Annotated in this window: 22 protein-coding genes; 13 read left to right on the forward strand and 9 right to left on the reverse strand. The window is 65.8% G+C overall.

Going from position 1 to position 18,125, the window contains the following annotated elements; translation table 11 throughout:
- Window positions 1-5 precede the first annotated feature (5 nt).
- Window positions 6-818 (reverse strand): uroporphyrinogen-III C-methyltransferase, encoded by an 813-nt coding sequence (cobA, locus tag AArcCO_RS14725; protein ID WP_259534246.1) that lies wholly within the window; start codon window positions 816-818, stop codon window positions 6-8.
- A 111-nt stretch (window positions 819-929) separates the two neighbouring features.
- On the opposite strand from cobA, the gene AArcCO_RS14730 reads away from it, so the two are divergent.
- Both AArcCO_RS14730 and AArcCO_RS14735 read left to right on the forward strand, forming a co-directional pair.
- Window positions 930-1,559, forward strand: coding sequence for a methyltransferase domain-containing protein (locus AArcCO_RS14730; protein ID WP_259534247.1), 630 nt, complete (start codon window positions 930-932; stop codon window positions 1,557-1,559).
- Window positions 1,556-2,623, forward strand: a complete 1,068-nt coding sequence (locus tag AArcCO_RS14735) for a lysylphosphatidylglycerol synthase transmembrane domain-containing protein (RefSeq protein ID WP_259534248.1) — start codon at window positions 1,556-1,558, stop codon at window positions 2,621-2,623. The genes AArcCO_RS14730 and AArcCO_RS14735 overlap by 4 nt, the downstream gene beginning before the upstream one ends.
- A gap of 24 nt (window positions 2,624-2,647) precedes the next feature.
- Here AArcCO_RS14735 and AArcCO_RS14740 read toward each other — a convergent pair whose 3' ends face one another.
- Window positions 2,648-3,274: an MBL fold metallo-hydrolase gene (locus tag AArcCO_RS14740; protein ID WP_259534249.1), complete on the reverse strand. Its 627-nt coding sequence runs from the start codon at window positions 3,272-3,274 to the stop codon at window positions 2,648-2,650.
- A gap of 135 nt (window positions 3,275-3,409) precedes the next feature.
- On the opposite strand from AArcCO_RS14740, the gene AArcCO_RS14745 reads away from it, so the two are divergent.
- Both AArcCO_RS14745 and AArcCO_RS14750 read left to right on the forward strand, forming a co-directional pair.
- The gene (locus AArcCO_RS14745) at window positions 3,410-3,586 is read left to right on the forward strand and encodes a DUF5786 family protein (RefSeq protein WP_259534250.1); all 177 of its coding nucleotides are present in this window, start codon (window positions 3,410-3,412) and stop codon (window positions 3,584-3,586) included.
- Window positions 3,587-3,609: 23 nt separating this feature from the next.
- The gene (locus tag AArcCO_RS14750; protein WP_259534251.1) at window positions 3,610-4,230 is read left to right on the forward strand and encodes an endonuclease dU; all 621 of its coding nucleotides are present in this window, start codon (window positions 3,610-3,612) and stop codon (window positions 4,228-4,230) included.
- Window positions 4,231-4,242: 12 nt separating this feature from the next.
- On the opposite strand, the gene AArcCO_RS14755 is transcribed toward AArcCO_RS14750, so the two are convergent.
- The 3 genes from AArcCO_RS14755 to AArcCO_RS14765 form a co-directional block, all read right to left on the reverse strand.
- Window positions 4,243-5,538: an O-acetylhomoserine aminocarboxypropyltransferase/cysteine synthase family protein gene (locus AArcCO_RS14755; RefSeq protein WP_259534252.1), complete on the reverse strand. Its 1,296-nt coding sequence runs from the start codon at window positions 5,536-5,538 to the stop codon at window positions 4,243-4,245.
- A gap of 212 nt (window positions 5,539-5,750) precedes the next feature.
- Window positions 5,751-6,515: a CoA-transferase subunit beta gene (locus tag AArcCO_RS14760; protein ID WP_259534253.1), complete on the reverse strand. Its 765-nt coding sequence runs from the start codon at window positions 6,513-6,515 to the stop codon at window positions 5,751-5,753.
- 4 nt (window positions 6,516-6,519) lie between these two features.
- Window positions 6,520-7,527, reverse strand: a complete 1,008-nt coding sequence (locus tag AArcCO_RS14765; protein WP_259534254.1) for a CoA transferase subunit A — start codon at window positions 7,525-7,527, stop codon at window positions 6,520-6,522.
- A gap of 111 nt (window positions 7,528-7,638) precedes the next feature.
- Here AArcCO_RS14765 and AArcCO_RS14770 point away from each other — a divergent pair, with 111 nt between their 5' ends.
- Complete coding sequence (locus AArcCO_RS14770) at window positions 7,639-7,815, forward strand: DUF8107 family protein (RefSeq protein ID WP_259534255.1); 177 nt, start codon at window positions 7,639-7,641, stop codon at window positions 7,813-7,815.
- Between the two features lie 33 nt (window positions 7,816-7,848).
- Here the strand turns inward: AArcCO_RS14770 and AArcCO_RS14775 are convergent, their stop codons facing one another.
- Window positions 7,849-8,061 carry a hypothetical protein gene (locus AArcCO_RS14775; RefSeq protein ID WP_259534256.1) on the reverse strand — a complete coding sequence of 71 codons (213 nt, stop codon included), beginning with the start codon at window positions 8,059-8,061 and terminating at the stop codon, window positions 7,849-7,851.
- A 160-nt stretch (window positions 8,062-8,221) separates the two neighbouring features.
- Between AArcCO_RS14775 and AArcCO_RS14780 the strand changes: the two genes are divergently transcribed.
- The gene (locus tag AArcCO_RS14780; protein WP_259534257.1) at window positions 8,222-8,542 is read left to right on the forward strand and encodes a hypothetical protein; all 321 of its coding nucleotides are present in this window, start codon (window positions 8,222-8,224) and stop codon (window positions 8,540-8,542) included.
- 31 nt (window positions 8,543-8,573) lie between these two features.
- Here AArcCO_RS14780 and AArcCO_RS14785 read toward each other — a convergent pair whose 3' ends face one another.
- The gene (locus AArcCO_RS14785) at window positions 8,574-9,830 is read right to left on the reverse strand and encodes a CobW family GTP-binding protein (protein WP_259534258.1); all 1,257 of its coding nucleotides are present in this window, start codon (window positions 9,828-9,830) and stop codon (window positions 8,574-8,576) included.
- A gap of 110 nt (window positions 9,831-9,940) precedes the next feature.
- Here AArcCO_RS14785 and AArcCO_RS14790 point away from each other — a divergent pair, with 110 nt between their 5' ends.
- From AArcCO_RS14790 to AArcCO_RS14805, 4 genes are all read left to right on the forward strand, one after another.
- On the forward strand, window positions 9,941-10,318 hold the full coding sequence (locus AArcCO_RS14790) for a VOC family protein (protein WP_259534259.1): 378 nt from the start codon (window positions 9,941-9,943) through the stop codon (window positions 10,316-10,318).
- Between the two features lie 94 nt (window positions 10,319-10,412).
- Window positions 10,413-10,709, forward strand: a complete 297-nt coding sequence (locus tag AArcCO_RS14795) for a DUF7990 family protein (RefSeq protein ID WP_259534260.1) — start codon at window positions 10,413-10,415, stop codon at window positions 10,707-10,709.
- The gene (locus tag AArcCO_RS14800) at window positions 10,709-11,683 is read left to right on the forward strand and encodes an ArsA family ATPase (RefSeq protein ID WP_259534261.1); all 975 of its coding nucleotides are present in this window, start codon (window positions 10,709-10,711) and stop codon (window positions 11,681-11,683) included. Before AArcCO_RS14795 ends, AArcCO_RS14800 begins: the two co-directional genes overlap by 1 nt.
- An 88-nt stretch (window positions 11,684-11,771) precedes the next feature.
- A complete protein-coding gene (locus tag AArcCO_RS14805; RefSeq protein WP_259534262.1) occupies window positions 11,772-13,655 on the forward strand; it encodes a carbon starvation CstA family protein in 1,884 nt (627 codons plus the stop codon).
- A 37-nt stretch (window positions 13,656-13,692) separates the two neighbouring features.
- Here AArcCO_RS14805 and AArcCO_RS14810 read toward each other — a convergent pair whose 3' ends face one another.
- Both AArcCO_RS14810 and AArcCO_RS14815 read right to left on the reverse strand, forming a co-directional pair.
- On the reverse strand, window positions 13,693-14,412 hold the full coding sequence (locus AArcCO_RS14810) for a DUF8052 family protein (protein ID WP_259534263.1): 720 nt from the start codon (window positions 14,410-14,412) through the stop codon (window positions 13,693-13,695).
- Window positions 14,409-14,777, reverse strand: a complete 369-nt coding sequence (locus AArcCO_RS14815) for a cupin domain-containing protein (RefSeq protein WP_259534264.1) — start codon at window positions 14,775-14,777, stop codon at window positions 14,409-14,411. The genes AArcCO_RS14810 and AArcCO_RS14815 overlap by 4 nt, the downstream gene beginning before the upstream one ends.
- 93 nt (window positions 14,778-14,870) lie before the next feature.
- On the opposite strand from AArcCO_RS14815, the gene AArcCO_RS14820 reads away from it, so the two are divergent.
- From AArcCO_RS14820 to AArcCO_RS14830, 3 genes are all read left to right on the forward strand, one after another.
- Window positions 14,871-15,095 carry a DUF8007 family protein gene (locus AArcCO_RS14820; RefSeq protein ID WP_259534265.1) on the forward strand — a complete coding sequence of 75 codons (225 nt, stop codon included), beginning with the start codon at window positions 14,871-14,873 and terminating at the stop codon, window positions 15,093-15,095.
- Between the two features lie 68 nt (window positions 15,096-15,163).
- Window positions 15,164-16,153 carry an A24 family peptidase gene (locus AArcCO_RS14825; RefSeq protein ID WP_259534266.1) on the forward strand — a complete coding sequence of 330 codons (990 nt, stop codon included), beginning with the start codon at window positions 15,164-15,166 and terminating at the stop codon, window positions 16,151-16,153.
- 88 nt (window positions 16,154-16,241) lie between these two features.
- Window positions 16,242-18,125, forward strand: a complete 1,884-nt coding sequence (locus AArcCO_RS14830; protein ID WP_259534267.1) for an aldehyde ferredoxin oxidoreductase family protein — start codon at window positions 16,242-16,244, stop codon at window positions 18,123-18,125.

Raw genomic sequence — 18,125 nt, forward strand, 5'->3', positions numbered from 1 at the left:
GGACGTTACGCAGGTTCGAACTCCTTCAGGTATCGGTCGATGTCGTCGTACACCTCGATCACGTCCCCGATCACGACCGTTGCGGGCGAGCCGATCTCCGACTCCTCGACGCGGTCTACGACCGACTCCAGGCTCGCCCGGACGACGTGTTGGGTCTCCCAGCTGGCTTTCTGTATCACTGCGACAGGGGTGTCACCGTCGAGACCGTTGTCCTGCAGCGCCCGCACGTTCCGGTCGAGCGTCCGCACGCCCATCAGGATCACGAGCGTGCCGCCGCCGCCGACGTGGCGGGCGAGCGCGTCCCACTCGAGAGTGCTCTCCTCTTTTTCGGGAGTCTCGTGGCCGGTGATGACGGTGAACCGCGAGGAGACTTTCCTGTGGGTAAGCGGAATCCCCGCGATCCCGGGCGCTGCGGTCGCACTGGAAATTCCGGGCACGATCTCGAAGGGAATCCTCCGCTTTGCGAGATACTGGGCCTCCTCGCCCCCGCGTCCGAAGACGAACGGGTCGCCTCCCTTCAGCCGGACCACGGCGTCGCCGTCGTCGGCGTGTGCCTCCATCAGTCGGTTGATCTGTTCCTGGGGTGTCTTGTGGTCGACTCGCTTGCCGACGTCCAGTACAGTCGCGGACGACGGGAGGCAGTCGACGAGCGTCTCCCGGACGAGCGCATCGTGAAGGATGACGTCTGCAGTCTCGATCAGATACCGCGCACGCACCGTAAGCAGATCGGGGTCCCCCGGCCCAGCCCCGATCAGGTACACGGTTCCCGACTCCGCACGTGCCCGATCCGGGACTGGCTCGAACGTGGCGTGTTCCATCGGTCGTTACGGCTCATTTGTGACACCTTCAATTCGCTTGTCCGCTCTCGGGAGGTGGGAGTCGCCGGAAGGTTTACAAATGAATTTGATTTAGCGAAACTCGAGATTACCGTGTCGCCGACATCGTCGACCGACGCCGGTGTAAAACGAGGCGTGTTGAAGCGTGCCTTCGCCGACCTCGAACAGTCCTTCGCCTCGGTTCCGTGGCTGTTCGAGCTGCTCGTCGAGTTCTATCGTCCAGTCGTCCGCCGGGAGGTGGCGATGGCGAACGTGGACACCTCCGATCGTGTTCTCGCTGTCGGGTGTGGGGCGCTCCCGTACACGGCTGCGCTGATCGCGGAGTGTTCTCGCGCGACCGTGTTCGCGCTCGACTGCGATCGGGACGCCCTCGCCGGTGCCCGTCGAACGCTGACCCGCGCTGACGGCGATGGCCGGGTCGAACTCGTTGCCGGCGACGGGACCCAGGTTTCCCTGTCGTCGCTGGACGTCGATTCGCTCGACGTCGCGTTCGTGGCGGTCCAGGCCGGCCCCAAGACCGAGATCGTCGAGCATCTCCGATCGATGGAGGAGGGCCCCGACCGGATCGTCGTTCGTCGCCCTCGCCCCTCGTTTGTCTCGGCGTACGGATCGCTTCCGGCGGGGTACGAACCGATCGATTCGGTCGCCCAGCCCGCGTTCGCGTTCGGTCGGTCGGCGCTGTTCGGCGGGCGAAAACAGGGTGGCGTCCACACTCGCGCATGAACCGCAAGCACCTGCTGTGGCTCGTCGGGATCGCGCTGCTGGTCGGGCTGACAGTCGCCGCCGGCTGGCGAGAGCTGTCGACCGCGTTGCGCCGGGGGAATCCGCTGGTCCTTTTGGCCCTCTGTGGCGTGCAGGTGATCACCCTCGGGATCGTCGCCTACCAGTGGCAGTATCTCCTCGGCCGGGCCGGGGCCGCGATCCCGTTCCGGCTGGCCGCCGTGGTGACGCTTGCGGGCACGTTCGTCGAGAGCGCCACCCCGTCCTCGAAACTGGGGGGGATGGCTGCAACGGTGTACCTGTTCGAGCGGACGACCGACGCCGCGTACGACACCCTCTCGTCAGTGCTTCTCGCTCAGAAGTACGTCTCGCTTCCGCCGCTTGCGATTCTCGTCGTCGGCACCGTCGCCGTCGCCGTCACCCGGACGGACGTGGCGGTTTCCTCCGGCGCCTACGCCGCAGTCGGAGGGTTCGTCGCCGTCGTGGTCGTGCTCTCGCTACTGTTTGCGCTGTTCCGGCGGTGGGGCGCAACCGGCGACGGTGGGACAGTCACCGGGGAAAACGAGCCCGAGCCGATCGCCGCGGACGGCGCCGGCCAGGAGACAGACCCGCTCACCCGCGGGATCTCGACGCTTCGGTCCGTTCTGCGGGAGGCGGGAACGCTGCTTGACCGTCGCAGCCGGTACTGGCTGTACACGCTCGCGTTTCTCCTGTGGGTGGTGTACCCGCTCAAGATCTACGTCGTCGCGGTGACGCTCGGTGTCGACGCCGGCGTGACCGTCGCCTTCGTCGGGACGTATCTCGCGTATCTGGTGAGCCTCGCGCCAATCTCTCCGGGCGGGACGGGCACGTTCGAGGGGACACTTGCGCTTGTGTACGTCGCCGCCGGCGTCCCGTTCGTCGACGGACTCTCGATCGCACTTTTGGGTCGGGTTGTCACGTTCTGGTTCCCGCTTGTCCTTTCGGCGGTCACGACGGGGCTGCTTCTCACCGTCGACGACGCGGTGCCGTCGCTGCAGGGCGTCGCCGAGACGACCGGGGAACTGCTCGGCCGGAGAAGCGGCTGACCTACTTTAAAGCCCGTTTTGATCTCACTCGTCCGGATATTTCGGTTCCCGCCGTTTTGCTCGCCGCAGCGCACGTTCGATCACGTCTCTGACGGAGTCGCCGTCCGAACTCGCCTCGTAGGGGTCGCCGTGGCCGGCGTACATCGCGGTCACGCTCTCCGGAAGCCGATCGAGCAGCGTCTCCAGGCTCTCGATCAGCCGGTCCCGCGACTGGCCGGCCATGTCCGTCCGACCGAAGGAGCCGTCGTCGAACGCACCGTCGTTGTAGACGACGACGTCGCCGCTGAACAGGGTCGTCTCGCCGACGAAACAGACGTGATCGTCGGCGTGTCCCGGGGTAAAAACGACCTCGGCAGTCTCGGTGCCGAGCTGGATCTCGTCGCCGTCCTCGATCGCGTGGGTCCGCCGGGGGTGGTCGGCGAAGGCGTAACAGTCGGGATCGAACCGGTCGAGCACCGCCTCGAGTTCGGCCACGTGATCGCCGTGCTGGTGGGTGAGCACCACCCGGTCGAGCCCGTCGACGTGCTCGGCGACGATGTCCTCGACCCCGGGGACGGCCCCGACGTCCACGAGCGTCGTCGTCCCCTCCGTCAGGAGGTAGGCGTTGCAGGTGAACCGCTCGGCGCCGTCGGTGACGGTGATCGGATCCATACAGGCTGCTCGAACGCCCACGAGGAAAAGCCAGCGGCCGAGATCGCAGGGTTGAGATCGTGGAGAAGGATGACGGAAAAGATGTCAAAAAACGGTCGGGAGATTTTTCCGTACGGGACGGTTACGATTACCTGTATGGGCTTCGGGAGCTACGACGAATCCGAACAGGAGAACCAGAACCTCGACGCCGACTTCGACGATTCTGGCGGCGTTCAAACCGCGGAGAACAACCACGAGGGAAGCGTCGAGTTCGAGTTCGAAGCGTCCAACGACGAACTCCTCGACCGGCTCAAGGAGATCAAAGGCGAGTGAGTGCCGGGGAGTAGACCCTGGGGATGAAACCCGGCGCCAGGCTGCTGGGTATCGCCGCCTCCGACGCCGCAGCGCGGAGCTACCTCGCCGGGGCACTCGTCCGCGTCGATCGGGTCGTCGACGGGTTCGGGGTCGCAAGCTGCACCGTCGGCGGGCTGGACGCCACGGAGTCTGTTCTTTCGCTCTTCGATCGGCTCGACCGCGAGGACTGCCGACTGCTTCTGCTGTCGGGAGTCGCCCCCGCGTGGTTTAACCTGTACGACCTCGATCTGATCCACGACGCCGTCGACCGACCGGTGCTTTCGGTCTCCTTCGAACCGAGCCCCGGCCTCGAGGCGGCGCTTCGCGAACACTTTTCGGGGGACGAACTCGACGACCGACTCCGGATATACCGAACCCTCCCCCCGCGGCGGCCCGTCGACGTCGGGGATACCCGCCTCCACGTTCGCGCAGTCGGCTGCAGCAACATGCGGGCCGGTGAGGTCGTTCGTGCGGCGACCCACGACGGCCGCGTCCCCGAGCCGATCCGGGTGGCACAGCTCGCGGCCGGAGCGGTTCGGGCGGCTGCCGAAGCCGACGGGGACGCCGACCGGGACGGGGACGCCGACCGGGACGGGGACGCGACCGGCGTCGATTTCGAGTAACGCAGTCCGTCGCTACGAGGTCGCGGCCTCGATTGCGCGTTCGAGGTCCTCGATGATGTCCTGTGGGTCCTCGATGCCGACCGACAGTCTGACCATGTCGTCGGTGACGCCAGCCGCCTCGAGTTCTTCCTCGGAGAGCTGCTGGTGGGTGGTGCTCGCCGGATGGATCACGAGCGTTTTCGCGTCGCCGACGTTCGCGAGCAGCGACGCCAGCTCGGTCGATTCGACGGTGGTTCTGGCGGCCTCGTACCCCTCCTCCAGGCCGAACGTGATCATGCTGCCGTAGCCGTCGAGATACTCCGTGGCCTCCTCGTGGGTCTGGTGGGTCTCCAGGCCGGGGTAGTTCACCCACGACACCTCGGGATGCTCGGAGAGGTATTCAGCGACGGCCTGGGCGTTTTCGACGTGGCGCTGGATCCGGAGCGGCAGGGTCTCGAGCTTCTGGAGGGTCACCCACGCGTCGAACGGCGACTGGGCGCTGCCGATGTCGCGCAGGCCACGGGCGATCGCGGCGTAGGTGAACGCGGCGTCGCCGAACCGCTCGGCGAAGTTGACACCGTGGTACGCCGGGTTCGACTGGGCGATCTCGGGATAGTCGTCGGCGTACTCTTCCCACGGGAACGACCCGCCGTCGACGAGCACCCCGCCGATCGTCGACCCGGCGCCGTGGAGCCACTTCGTCGTCGACTCCCAGACCAGGTCGGCGCCGTGCTCGAGGGGTCGACACTGCACCGGCGTCGCGAAGGTGTTGTCGACGAAGAAGGGGATCCCGTTGTCGTGGGCGATGTCGGCGAGTCGCTCGAAATCCGGCGTGTCCAGCGCCGGGTTGCCGATCGTCTCGCAGTGGAGGTAGGCGGTGTCCTCGTCGATCGCCTCCTCGTAGGCCTCGTAATCGAGGGTGTCGACGAACCGCGTCTCGATCCCCCGGCGTTCGACCGAGTGGGTGAGGTAGGTGTACGTTCCGCCGTACAGCGACGAGGCGGTGACGATGTTGTCACCCGACTCCGCGAGCAGGAACGTCGCCAGGTCCAGCGCGGCCATGCCGGAGGCCGTTGGCACCGCGCCGACGCCGCCCTCCAGCGAGGCGAGCTTCTCGCCCAACCGGGCGACGGTTGGATTCAACAGGCGACTGTAGATGAAGCCCTCCTCCTCGAGCGCGAACAGCCGGGCCGCGTGGTCGGCGTCGTCGAAGACGTACGACGTCGTCTGGTGGATCGGCGGCGCCCGTGCGTTGGTCGCCGGGTCGGGTGCTTCGCCGTCGTGAACGCTTCTGGTGTCGAACCGGTAGCCGTCCGAATCTTCTGGCATGAACGCCCCTACGTCGGGCTCCCTCCTAAACCATCGAGGCCGGGTCAGGACCTGCCGGTGTCTCCAACGCCGGCAAAAACAGTCGTCTTTCCTGTCGCCAATGTCTAACTCCTGTCACCTTTCCAAAACGGGATGGGTTAGCCCCTACTTAAAAGGGCCTGCACAGTAAGTGTGCGGCGGGCGCACCCAACCGACCGGGAACCCCAGCGCTCCTAGCGGATGATCCCGCGTGGATCGATCTCGTCCCGCAACAGCCGGAGTTCCTCGTCGGTCGGCTCGGGGCTCCGGCCGTAGTCGTCGGGCACGTTGATCTCGAAGCCGCTGTTTTCGTGGATCTCCTCGAGATCGACGCCCGGATGCAGTGCGTCCAGCGTCATCTCCCGGGTTTCCTCGTCGAACCGGTAGACGCCCAGCTGGGTGATCACCCGACTCGGACCGGTGTCGCTGGGGAGGCCGGCCTCCTCGCGGGCGCCCGGGCCGTCGAGGTAACCGGGTGTCGTCCGGAAGTCCAGCTCCTCGACGAACGATTCCTCGCGTTGCCGCATCGCGATGATCGTTTCGTTGGCCCACGAGCCGATGTCGTTGGCACCGCCGCTGCCGGGAAACCGGACCGTCGGCGACTCCCAGTCGCCGATGACAGTGGAGTTGAGGTTGCCGTAGCGGTCGATCTGTGCACCGCCCAGGAAGCCGTAGTCGATCAGCCCCGCCTGGCCGTACGACATCACCTCGTGCATGCCCGCCGCCGTCAGCGCCCGGTGGAAGGTGCGCTCGTCGCCCACCGAGACGGGGAGTGCGGGGGCGTCGGCACCGATCCCACCCGCCTCGTAGACGAGGGTGACGTCCGGAGCGTGGGTGCGCTGGGCCAACATCGCCGAAAGCATCGGCATCCCCGTCCCGACCATCACGGTGCGTTCGTCCTCGAGTATCTTCGATGCGACCGTCGTCAGCAGTTCGGTGTCGGTGTACTCTCCGGTCATACGTTCACGCCCACGGGTAGTCGGCAACTCGGTCGTACTGTTCGATCGCTTCCAGGTCGGCGAGTTTCTCCTCCCCGCCGATCGTTTCGAGATACTCCTCGAAGTCGTCGGTGCCGGTGACGTACCGCTCGACGTACTCCCGAGCGCCGGCTTCGGTCTCCGACAGCTCGATCCACTCGGCGAGGTGCGCCTCGTCGAAGTAGTACTGGCGGGGCATCTCCCCGGGATGGCTCCCGTAGGGCGCCTCGACGACGGCGTCGACCTGGAAGAACGGGATATCGGTCGCGTCGGGGTCCCCCCGAATTTCTTCGGTGTCGACGATTTCCTCTGCGGTGACGATTAGCCGCTTTGCCGCCCCCGCGAGCTGGGGGTCCTCGACGGCGATCCCGTCGATGACGGCATTGCCGTACCTGTCGGCCTTCGAGACGTGGATCGCCGCGACGTCGGGATAGCAAGCCGGAAGCAGCGTCACCGGATCGCCGGTCCAGGGGTCCTCGACGACCTTCGCGGAGCTCTTCTCGAAGGTGTCTGTCCCCGACATGATCCGGGCCGGGACGAACGGGATCCCCATACTGGCTGCGAGGAAGCGCCACTGGAGCGCGCCGTTGCTCGCCTCGGCGAGGACCTTGACTTCCCCACCTTCGATCTTCCGCCGGGAGGCGGGGGCGAGCCCCCGCGTCTCGTGGCCGAACGAGTAGGCGACCTCGACGCCTGCGACCTGTCCCGCGCCGATCAGCAGGTCGAGATCGAAGACGGCGGTCTTGCCCGAGACGACGAGGTCGGCTACGTCCTGGCGGATGATCTCGTGGAGGATCGGCGTCGAGATCCTCACGTGGCCAAAGCCCCCACCGGCGATCAGGTCGCCGTCCTCGATGTACGCTTCGACCGCCTCTGCGGCGGTCATCCGCTTGTCCTCGAACGCCCGGGACTTCTCTTCGGCCATCCACTCCCTGGCGTCGTCGGGGTGTTCCCACCCCACCAGTTCGCCGTTGCCCTCCTCGATGACGTTCATCGTTTGGTCACGTCCGGAGCTACGGCCATGCTCCCCTTGACTGCACCGACTGTTCGCGGTCGGCGGATGACGGACGGAGGTTTAAGGCCGCCCGAACCGACCGTGGAGCCGATGGCGTCAAAGGGAGATCCTCGGGTCCACTTCGTGATGAACGTGATCCTGTCGGCGGCGTTCGTCTACGTCGCGCTGGTGGGGCTGGATTTCGTCGGTGCCGCAGAGTTCACGCTACAGACGTATCTGATCGCGACGGCGGTGCTCGTCGCCCTCACGCACGTGCTGGTCAGGTGACCGCGGTCCGCTGAGAGGATTGTCTCTCTCGCCTCAACAGGCGCAACTCGCAGTCCCGGGCGATCGCTCGAACGACATCTCTGCCCCACAGGAAGGACACTCGGGAGCGGCGTCCTCCGGGACGTCGCCCCCGGGGATTCGTTCGTCACAGTCGTGACACCAGTAGGCACCGACGGACTCGGATGCCGAGGGACGGTGCCGTGCCGGTTCCGAGAACAGGTTCCGCACCGAGTCGAGCAGTCCCATATTCGAGAGACAACTGCCAAACAGTTAGTTTTCTCCCGGATGTGTGAGCTATTTGCACACCTGGGCGTCGTCCGTCCGTACTGCTCTCGTTCTGGTGACGGCGCGACTTTGTATGGTAGCATACGACACGCTTTTTAGGGTAACTCCCTACGTTCGGTCGATGCAGCTCCGGAACCGCGAGGGGACGCCGATCGATCCCGTGCCGTTCCTGGTCGCGGCGCTGCTGGCCGCCACGATCGCGATCGCCTGGGGCCCGGTGTATCTGCTGGAGTTCGGAGTCGATCTCGCGGTCGCCGTCGCGGTCTCGGTTGCTGTCGCCGCAGTTTCTGTCGCCGTCGCGTACTATCGGCTGGTGTGGACGGCGAATCCGACCATTCGCGAGGAAGTTCCCGCGGACGTTCGGTTCCGGAAGTTCCTGTACGCCATCCTCGTGGCCGTGATCGTCCTGTTCGTGCTCCAGGGGATCCAGGTGTCTCGGTAATCACCCCCGTTTTCGGCGGCTCCGCCGCCGCTCACCGACGGTCGATCTCGACGGATTCGCCCGTCTCTACCGGGTATCTCGCCCCGGTTTCCGTCCGTTCTCTCGTCTCCCACTCCCCGGCGTCCCATTCGTCGTCGGTCACGAGACAGTCGTCGAGGCGGTCTGGGATCCCCGCGTCGTCGACGTCGCGACCGATGAATACGAGTTCGGTCCGGCGGTCGCCGTGTTCGTCGTCCCACGGCAGATCCGAGTTGCCGTCGCGGTACAGCTCCTGTTCGATTTCCGGAAGCCCCGCGATCCATGGCCCGACGGCCTCGAACCTGACGGTTGAACCGGCCTGACTGTACGACACCGCCAGGTCGTCCCTGCCGGCGATCCAGCACAGCCCCTTCGAGCGGACGACCGCTCCCGGGAGGTCGGTTACGAACTCCCACAGCCGTTCCGGATGGAACGGTCGGCGACGCCGGTAACTGATCGAGGTGATTCCGTACGTTCGCTCGGGTGATACATGGCCATGGTCGTGGTCGTGATCGTGATCGTGGTCGTGATCGTGATGTTCGTGCATGTGGCGGTCGATCTCGAACGTCGGCGCCCCGCCAGTCTCGCCGAGGTCATCGGGGTCGAAGCGACCGGTGGCGAGAATCTCCCCGGGATCGACCCGCCCGTGGACGCTCCCGACGAGTTTCGCTCCGGGGTTGAGCGTCGAGAGCAGTTCCTCGGCCAGTTCGCGTTCCTCCTCGTCGACGAGATCACACTTGTTCAAAAGCAGAACGTTGGCGGTTTCGATCTGTTCGACGAGGAGATCCGAGAGGGGCCTGTCTTCCGATCCAGGCGCTGTTTCCCGTTCGACTGTTTCGGTGTCACCGAACGTCTCGAGGAACTGCGTCGCGTCGACGACGGTCACGAGGGTGTCGAGGTCGTAGACGGCCGCCGCCCGTGACGCGGTCGTGAACAGTCGGGCGACCGGCTCCGGTTCGCTGATTCCCGACGCCTCGACGACCAGGTAGTCGAACTCGCGTTCGTCGGCGAGCCGTGCGACCTCCGTCTCCAGGTCGTCCTGGCGCTCACAGCAGATACAGCCGTTCGACAGTTCTGCGACCCCTCCGTCGGCAGCGACGTCGGTTCCCGTAGAGAGCAGTTCGGCGTCCACGTTGATCTCGCCCATGTCGTTTACCAGCACCGCGATCCGTCGGTCACCGGCGTTCTCGAGCAGGTGATTCAGCGTGCTCGTCTTGCCGGCTCCCAGACTTCCGCTGAGCAGCGTGACGGGGATCTCATTCGTGGTCATTGAAGACTCATCGATTGCCGAGCTACTTGACCTCCCGGGTGCCCCTAGCGACGACTGTTCTCGGTTGATGCCACCTCAACTGTTATGCAAGCGGCCCGAATTGGTCACGTATGGAAGTCATCCACACGGCGCTCTGGACCGACGATCTCGAGGCGACGCTCGCGTTCTACACCGACGTGCTCGACCTCGAACGAGTCTGGGGATTCACCGCCGACGACGGGGTAGAAAACGTGTACGTCGGAACGGAGTCGGGGGCCGAAATCCAGTTCAAGCACGATCCCGACGGCGACGAGGTTCCGGAGCCAGCCGGCATCGATCACGTCGCGATCGCGGTCGAGGACACGGACGCGACCTACGAGCACACCGTCGACGAGACCGGCTGCGAGGTTGTCGTCGAACCCGTAACGATGGACCACATCGACGTCAAAGCAGCCTTCGTCCGCGATCCGAACGGCTACGTCGTCGAGTTCGTCGAACATCTCGAGTGAGGGGAACGGCCGCGGTCGGCGCGGTCGAACTGTTTCGATCCCGCCCCTCTGTCGCCGGAGGAGTTTTGACCACGTGGCGTCCATACGCTGGCATATGGAGCTACGTTCCCGTATCGACGCGTTCCTGGAGACGCTCGACGAGTGGCTCAGGGGGCTGTACCACGGCCTCCTCACGCATCCGGCCTACGAGAAGATCGAAAATGAGGCGGAGGATCTGGAGGACGCGTTCATGCTGGCGTGCTTCCCCGACGCCTTCGGCATCCCGAGCCCGGTGTCGTACTACACGGCGGAGTTTCTGCCGTACCTCGAAGACGAGTACGAGGCCTGGCAGCGCCGGATGTGGGACCGGGACACGCTGATCGAACGGAAAGGACAGCAGTACCACTTCTGATGGCGACGTTCACGTTCTTCGGCGGCAAGGGCGGCGTCGGCAAGACTACGGTCTCGTCGGCGTTCGGGCTCAAGAGTGCCCGTGCCGGGCTGGAGACGCTGCTGGTCTCGACTGATCCCGCCCACAGCACCGCCGACGTGTTCGACCAGCCGTTCGGCGACGAGCCGTCCCCGGTCGACGGGATCGACGGACTCCACGCGATGGAGATCGATCCCGAGGAAGAGGTCGACCGCCACCGCCAGGAGATCCGCCGACAGCTCGGACAGCAGCTCAGTCCGGCGATGGTAAACGAGATCACCATGCAACTCGAAATGGCCCACCGCACCCCCGGCGCTTACGAGGCGGCGCTTTTCGACCGCTTCATCGACGTCATGCGCGAATCCGACCCGTACGATCGAGTGGTGTTCGACACCTCACCCACCGGCGGAACGCTCCGGCTGCTTGCCCTGCCGGAGTATCTCGAAAAGTGGATCGACCGCCTGCATCACAAACGCGAAAAGAGCATCGAGTACTACGAACGCGCCGCGATCGGCGACCGCCAGGCCAGACGAATGATGGAGGGCGACCCGATCCTCGCCCGCCTCCGTGAGCGGAAGGAGCGATTCGCCTTCGCCGGGGAGACGCTCCGCGAGAACGCCGCATTCCATCTGGTGCTCAACCCCGACGAGCTGTCGATCCGGGAGACTCGACGCGCAGTCGACTCGCTCGAGGAGAGTGAGCTCACCGTCGCGGGGCTGGTCGTCAACAAGCTCACGCCGGCGCCCGATCCCGACGAAGACGGCCGGGGTGCCCGGTATCTCCGCGAACGAGTCGAGACGGAACAGGAGCGTCTCGAGACGATCCACGGCTCCTTTTCGGTCCCGGTCGTCGCCGAAATCGAAAACCGCGTCCGCGAGATCAAAGGTGATCTCCTCGAAAACGTCGCCGACGAACTCGCCATCGATCCGGCGGCGGCCACACACGCGTCAGGGTGATTTCTGTCGGTCAATTACCACGCTCTCGTCGTATTTCTCCCAACCAATACATTTATTATGATGTTTGTTACTTATCTACACACTTCCTATGGCAGGGGTAATATGGATCGTGGCGCTGGTTCTCGGCACGTTCACGGTAGCGTACCTCGGGTATGGACGCTACCTGTCACAGTTCGTCGAGCTCGACGACAGCCGTGAGACGCCAGCCCACAAATACCAGGACGGGCAGGAGTACGTACCGGCGAAGAAACCAGTATTGCTCGGACATCACTACTCGTCGATCGCGGGCGGCGCCCCGATCGTCGGTCCGATCACGGCGGCGTTCGTCTGGGGATGGGTGCCGGCCGTGCTGTGGGTCGCGATCGGCAACCCACTTTTGGGGGCGGTTCACGACTTCACCTCGCTTTCCAGCAGCCTGCGACACGAGGGGAAGTCGATCGGCTATATCATCGGCGAGTACGTCGGCGAGCGCGGCAAGAACATGCTGCTGTGGTTCGCGTTCCTCCTGGTGATCCTCGTGGTCGCGGTGTTCGCGCTGGTCATCGGGGTCGTGTTCGACGCGTACCCGGCGGCGGCCACGGCCGGGATCATCTATATCGGGCTGGCGCTTCTGTTCGGCGTCTGGCTCTACCAGCTGAATCTCTCGTTCGCCGTCGGGACCGTGATCTTCGTGGCCGGCGTGTTCGCGTCGGTGTTCGTCGGGATCGAGTATCCGATCGCCTTCGTCGGCGAGCATCCCGCAGGAACCACCGTACTGCTGGGTGAGACGGCTCCCGGGCTCGTTCCCGAACTGCTCGGGAGCGCGAACATCGGCGCCTGGGTGTTGACGCTGCTCGTTTACGGCGGTGCAGCGAGCGTCCTCCCGGTGTGGGTGCTGCTCCAGCCGCGTGACTACCTGTCGTCGTTCCTGCTGTACACCGGGGTCGGGGGCGGCATCCTCGCGGTGATCGTCGGCACCTTCATCACCGGGATGGATGCGACTCACCCCGAGACGGGCGAGGCGCTCTCGTTCACGATCGTTCAGGACGCGTGGTACGGGTTCTTCGGGGCGGGCAGCCCGTTCGCGGGGGAACTCCCGTTGATGCCGTTGTTCCCGCTGCTGTTCGTTACGATCGCCTGCGGGACGATCAGCGGCTTCCACTCGCTCGTGTCATCGGGAACGACAGCAAAACAGCTCGACAAGGAAACTGACGCCCGGCTGATCGGCTACGGCGGCATGCTCGGGGAGGGGCTGCTGGCGGCAGTCGCGCTGGCAGCGGTCGCCGTCGTCGCGATCCCGGCCGGCACCGGCGGCATCGGGCTCGCGTTGCCGAACTTCGCGCTGGGCGGTGGCGCGATCTTGACGGCGCTGGGCGTTCCCTTCGCCGTCGGCGAGGTGTTCATGGCGCTGGTGCTGTCTGCGTTCCTGCTGACGAGCATGGACACCGCGGTCCGCCTGGGCCGATACATGGTCGAAGAGATCGTCGGCACGCCGGAGACATCGGTTCAGGAGGCGGGCGCGAACCGCTACGTCAACACCACGGTCATCGTCGTCGTGGCGTTCTTCCTGCTGGGAAGCGGCCGGTGGGAGGACCTCTGGACGTTGTTCGGCGGCGCGAACCAGCTCCTGGCTGCGATGGCACTTCTCACGGTTACCGTCTGGCTCGCGAACTGGGACGACACCAAGCAGCTGATGTCCACCGGCCTTCCGATGGCATTGATGGTGACCATCGCCGGCTTCGGGCTACTGTGGGTATCGATGTACCAGGTGCTCGGTGGTCGGCTACTCGGGATCACCGCCGAGGCCGAGACGACGCTGCTCGGACAGGTGTCTGCGGTCGCACAGATCCTCATCGCGCTGACGCTCGTCGGGCTCGCGGTGAGCCTGGTGTGGATGGGCTACGGCAACATCAGGGACGTTCGCGGTCCCGGCGACGAAGCGGTTGCTGCCGACGGCGGCGAACCCGAAGCTGACACGCCGGACGACGACTAGCGGGCTGTTCCCGTTTTCGACCGTTTCCTCGATCGACTCAGAACTCGAGTCGCCGAGCGATCAGCCCGAGCAGTCCGGGGTCGTCTCTCTCGATCGGATCCCAGATACGGAACGCCTCCTCGACGTCGGCGCCGTCGCTTGCAACGAGTTCTTCCCGGTCGGGGGCAACGACCACGACGTTGATGTCGTAGTGGCCGTAGTAGCCGTACTTGAGCAGGGTCCGCTCGTCGAGGTTCTCCACCCGCGACTGGATGGTGTCGGGGATCTCGGGGACGACGAGTACGAACGTGAAGTCCGTCGAGTAGTGTTCTTCGTCGGGGGCGATCAATTCGTCTGCCAGTTCGTGACCGAACTCCACGAGCCGATCGATCTCCCGTTCGCTCGGTCGGTCGGTTCGGCGGACGAACAGATACTCGTGTGACTCGTGGTGAGCGAACGACAGCGCCGGGTGAAAGAAGTGTTTCTCGCTGTGCAGCTCCATGTGGCCGTACAGGTCGAATCGTTCGCCGCCGATCGCGTGCTCCTTTTTCAGGTCGTAGTTGAACAGAAGCCGACCGCTGACCGTCTCGAGATACTCGTCGTCCCACTCGGGGACGTCCGGCGGCTTCCCCTCCGCCTTTTCCCGCTCTGCTGCCGTGGTTCCCGTTCCGGTCGGCCTGTCGACGCCGTCGTCGAGCTCGTCGATCCCGTCGTCACGTCCGTTGTGGACGTCGTTCTCGTCGTCGCTGCCGATTTCCCAGTCGTCAGTTTCGCTCATGGTTCGTACTCGTGGGCGTCGTCGACTGTGGGTGCCCCAACTGCAAGCAGGCGCACGGGCCCGTCGGCGCCGGTCTGGTTGTACGCCCGGTGTGGGCTCTCGGGTTCTGCCACGAACGCCTGCCCCGCCTCGATCTCGAACGTCCCTTCGGGGGTCTCTACCGAGAGAGTTCCTTCGAGGACGTACAGGACTTCCTCCTGCTCGTCGTGGAAGTGGTACACGTACGGCACCTGTTCGCCCGGGTCAACCCCGTAGACGTGGACTCCGACAGCCTCCAGTCCCGCGGCGTCGCTTATCGAACGCTTCTCCGACGGGCGATCCGGGGCCGGGTCGACGGTGTCGGGATCGACGACGTGGTATCCCATGTGAACACACGTGCCGCCGCCGCGCTAAATAGTTCTCGTCGCCACCGGCAAGGTTTAAGCGTCCTTCGTCCCAATAGTGTGTGAGTAATACTCATGGGTGGAAAGCAAACCGAGGCGTGCGGCCGATGTAGCCTCTCGACGGTCGTCGACGCGACCGACGCCGAGGACGGGAACTCCAGTGGCAGGAACCCGTTCGACGGCGCCCGGATCGAACTCGACGAGGAGGAGGTTCGATCTGTGGTCCGCCACGAGGTGTTCTTCTCCCGGCTCCGCCGCCGGCTCGACGAGTGGGCGACCCGGTTTACGTTCGGGCGCTGACTCGCTTTCTTCAGGACGTCCAAACCGACTGTTTTTAACAGACGGGGCGTGCAGACACGCTCACCGATATGATCGCTTCAGGGCCGGATCTGCTTCGGCTGCTCGTGGTTCCGGTGTTCGCGTGGGCGGCGTACCGGGACGTCCGGACCCGTCGACTCCCCAACCGGTTGTGGCCGCCGTTGATCGCGCTGGGATTGCTCGCGCTCGCCTGGGAGTCGTGGATCCGGCTCCCGCTCGCGGGCGTTTCCGACCGCCTGTTTCTGGTCCAGGTCGTGATCAGCCTGTGTTTCGTCGCACCGTTGGGGTATCTGTTCTGGCGCATCGGTGGCTTCGGCGGCGCCGACGCGAAGGCGCTGATCTCGCTTGCGGTGGTGTATCCGACGTATCCTGCCTACTGGCTCCCGGTGGCGTGGCTCCCGACGCTCCCGGCCGTGGCGTCGAACGTCGGCGTGTTTTCGCTCACGATCCTCACAAACACCGTTCTGGTCGGACTGGCGTATCCGCTCGCGCTCGCCTTCGGGAACCTCCTTTCGGGGCGACTCTCTCCGGTGATGTTCCTCGCCCGCCCGGTTCCAGTGAAGTCGGTAATCCATCGTCACGGCCGGCTGTTCGAGACCCGGAGCGGCTACACGAGGCGGGGACTGGACCTCGACGCGCTCCGGATGTATCTCCGCTGGCGCGGGATCAGCTTCGAGGAGCTCGTCGATCGACCGGCAGAGCTCCGCGACCCGGAAAGCGTCGGGGAGACGTTCGATCCGACCGACGGGGCCGTCTCCGGCCGGTCGACTGACGGACCGGTCGTCACGGACGGTGGGAATCACCCCCTCGAGGAGGAACCCGACGACTGGGCGGCACGACGGTTCTGCGAGGAGGTCGGTCCGGCCTACGGAACGACGCCCGACTCGCTGCGGGAGGGGATCGAGACGCTGGTAGAGCGCGACCGGGTGTGGGTCTCGCCCGGGCTCCCGTTCGTCGTTCCGATGTTCGTCGGTCTCGTCGTCGCCGTCGTCTACGGCGATCTGCTCTTCGCTGCCATGCGTCTCCTCGGGTTGGTCTGACTCGACGGAACGGGACCCGTTCGATCTAGAGAAAAGTTCCTCCGCTTCCCGACAGGTTTAACCCGCCTAATCGACCACTTTCGGATGAATGACCTCCACCCGGGACGCGGTTTTGCGGGTCGATCTTTCGGCGGGAACGGTTCGACGGGAGACCGTTCCGGAACGCTGGCGCCGCGAGTTCCTCGGCGGGAAAGGCCTCGGCGCACGCTACCTCTACGAGGAACTTTCCGCTGGTGCGGATCCGTGGGGGCCGGAGAACCTCCTCGGATTCTTCGTCGGTCCGCTGTCGGGGTTTCTTCCGGGAGAGTCGCGGTACGCAGCCGTGACGAAATCACCGCTTACCGGCGCGTTTCTCGACTCCTACAGCGGCGGCGAGTTCGCCGCACGGCTGTCGGGGTCGCTCGGGGACACCCTCGGATTGGTCGTCGTCGGGACCGCCGACGAACCGGTTCGAATCGAACTCTCCGGCGGGGAGGTGACGCTGTCGCGGGCCGAGACCTGGGGTGCAGACGCGGCCGAAACCGCGGCGGCGTTTCCCGACGCGGCGGTCGCGTGTGTGGGCCCGGCCGGCGAGTCTGGCGTCGAGTACGCGACGATCGCCTCCGACGGCGGCGAGCACCACGCCGGCCGCGGCGGCGCGGGGGCTGTAATGGGCGCAAAGCGATTGAAGGCGATCGTCGCTCACGACGAACCACCCACCCTCCCGCCGAGCGTCGGGACGCTCCAGGAAAAGTACGTCGACGCCTACGAGAACCACGACGTCGGGCGGTGGCAGGCCGCAGGCGAGACGCTCGAGAGCATCGACTTCGCAAACGAGGTCGGCGTGCTGCCCACCGAGGGATGGACGCGGAGCCGGTTCGACGGGACCGACGAGATCGGGATCGAACGGGCACGCGAACACTCGACCGGCAGGGAACGTCCCGACGACGCCGTCCCCGGTGGATTTCGGATCGAAACGGAGGAGGGCGAGACGGTCCCCCGGGGGGCGACGCCGATGACGCTGGGGGCCGGACTCGGGGTCGACGAGTTCGACGCCGTCGCGGCGCTGGGGGGGGTCTGTGATCGGCTCGGAGTCGACGTTATCTCGGCCGGAAACGCCGTCGCGTGGGCGGTCCGTGCCGGCGAGGAAGGGATCGCAGACGTCGGTCTCGATTTCGGCGACGAGGCGGGAATCCGCCGGCTGATCGAGGCGATCGCCCACGGGACCGCGGACGCGCCGGATCGGCCGGACGGTGCGGCGCCGCCCTGGCCGCCCGAACTCCCTGCACTTCTCGGGGACGGCGTCGACGCAGCCGCGGCAGTCTACGGCGGCGACGACCTCATCCCGACCGTGAAGTCGATGGAGCTACCCTCCTACGATCCGCGTGGTGCTGCCGGGATGGCGCTCGCGTACGCCACGAGCGACCGGGGCGGCTGTCACCGTCGGGCTCGTCCGATCGAGACGGAGGTGTTCGCCGCCGACCGGTGGGGGACGGCCGACCGCGCCCGCGCGGTTGCAGTGGCACAGGACGTCCGGTCCGTGCTGTGGAGCCTGATCGCCGACGACTTCGCCGGCGAGACGATGTGGGGCGACCTCGGCGCCGAGTGGCTCGAGGCGATCGGACTGGAGTACATGCCCGAGGAACTCGCCGAGGTCGGCGAACGGGTCTGGACGCTCGTTCGGCTGTTCAACGTCCGGGAGGGGTTCGACCGGACGGACGACGAACTTCCGGCGACGCTCACCTCGCCCATCGACGACGGCCCCGCCGCCGGGGAGTCGATCGATCCCGAGGAGTTCGACCGGATGCTCGAGGCGTACTACGCGATGCGGGAGTGGGGCGAGAACGGCCGGCCCACCCGCGCCTGCCTCGACCGGCTGGACCTCCTCGACGTCGTCGACGAGGCGACGCCACTCGACGACCCGTGGACGGACGCGCCGTTCGATCCCGAACGCCACGGCGCCGCCGAGCGGCTCGAACGGTCGGTTGAGTGA

The sequence above is a fragment of the Halalkaliarchaeum sp. AArc-CO genome (assembly GCF_024972735.1).
GTDB lineage: Archaea > Halobacteriota > Halobacteria > Halobacteriales > Haloferacaceae > Halalkaliarchaeum.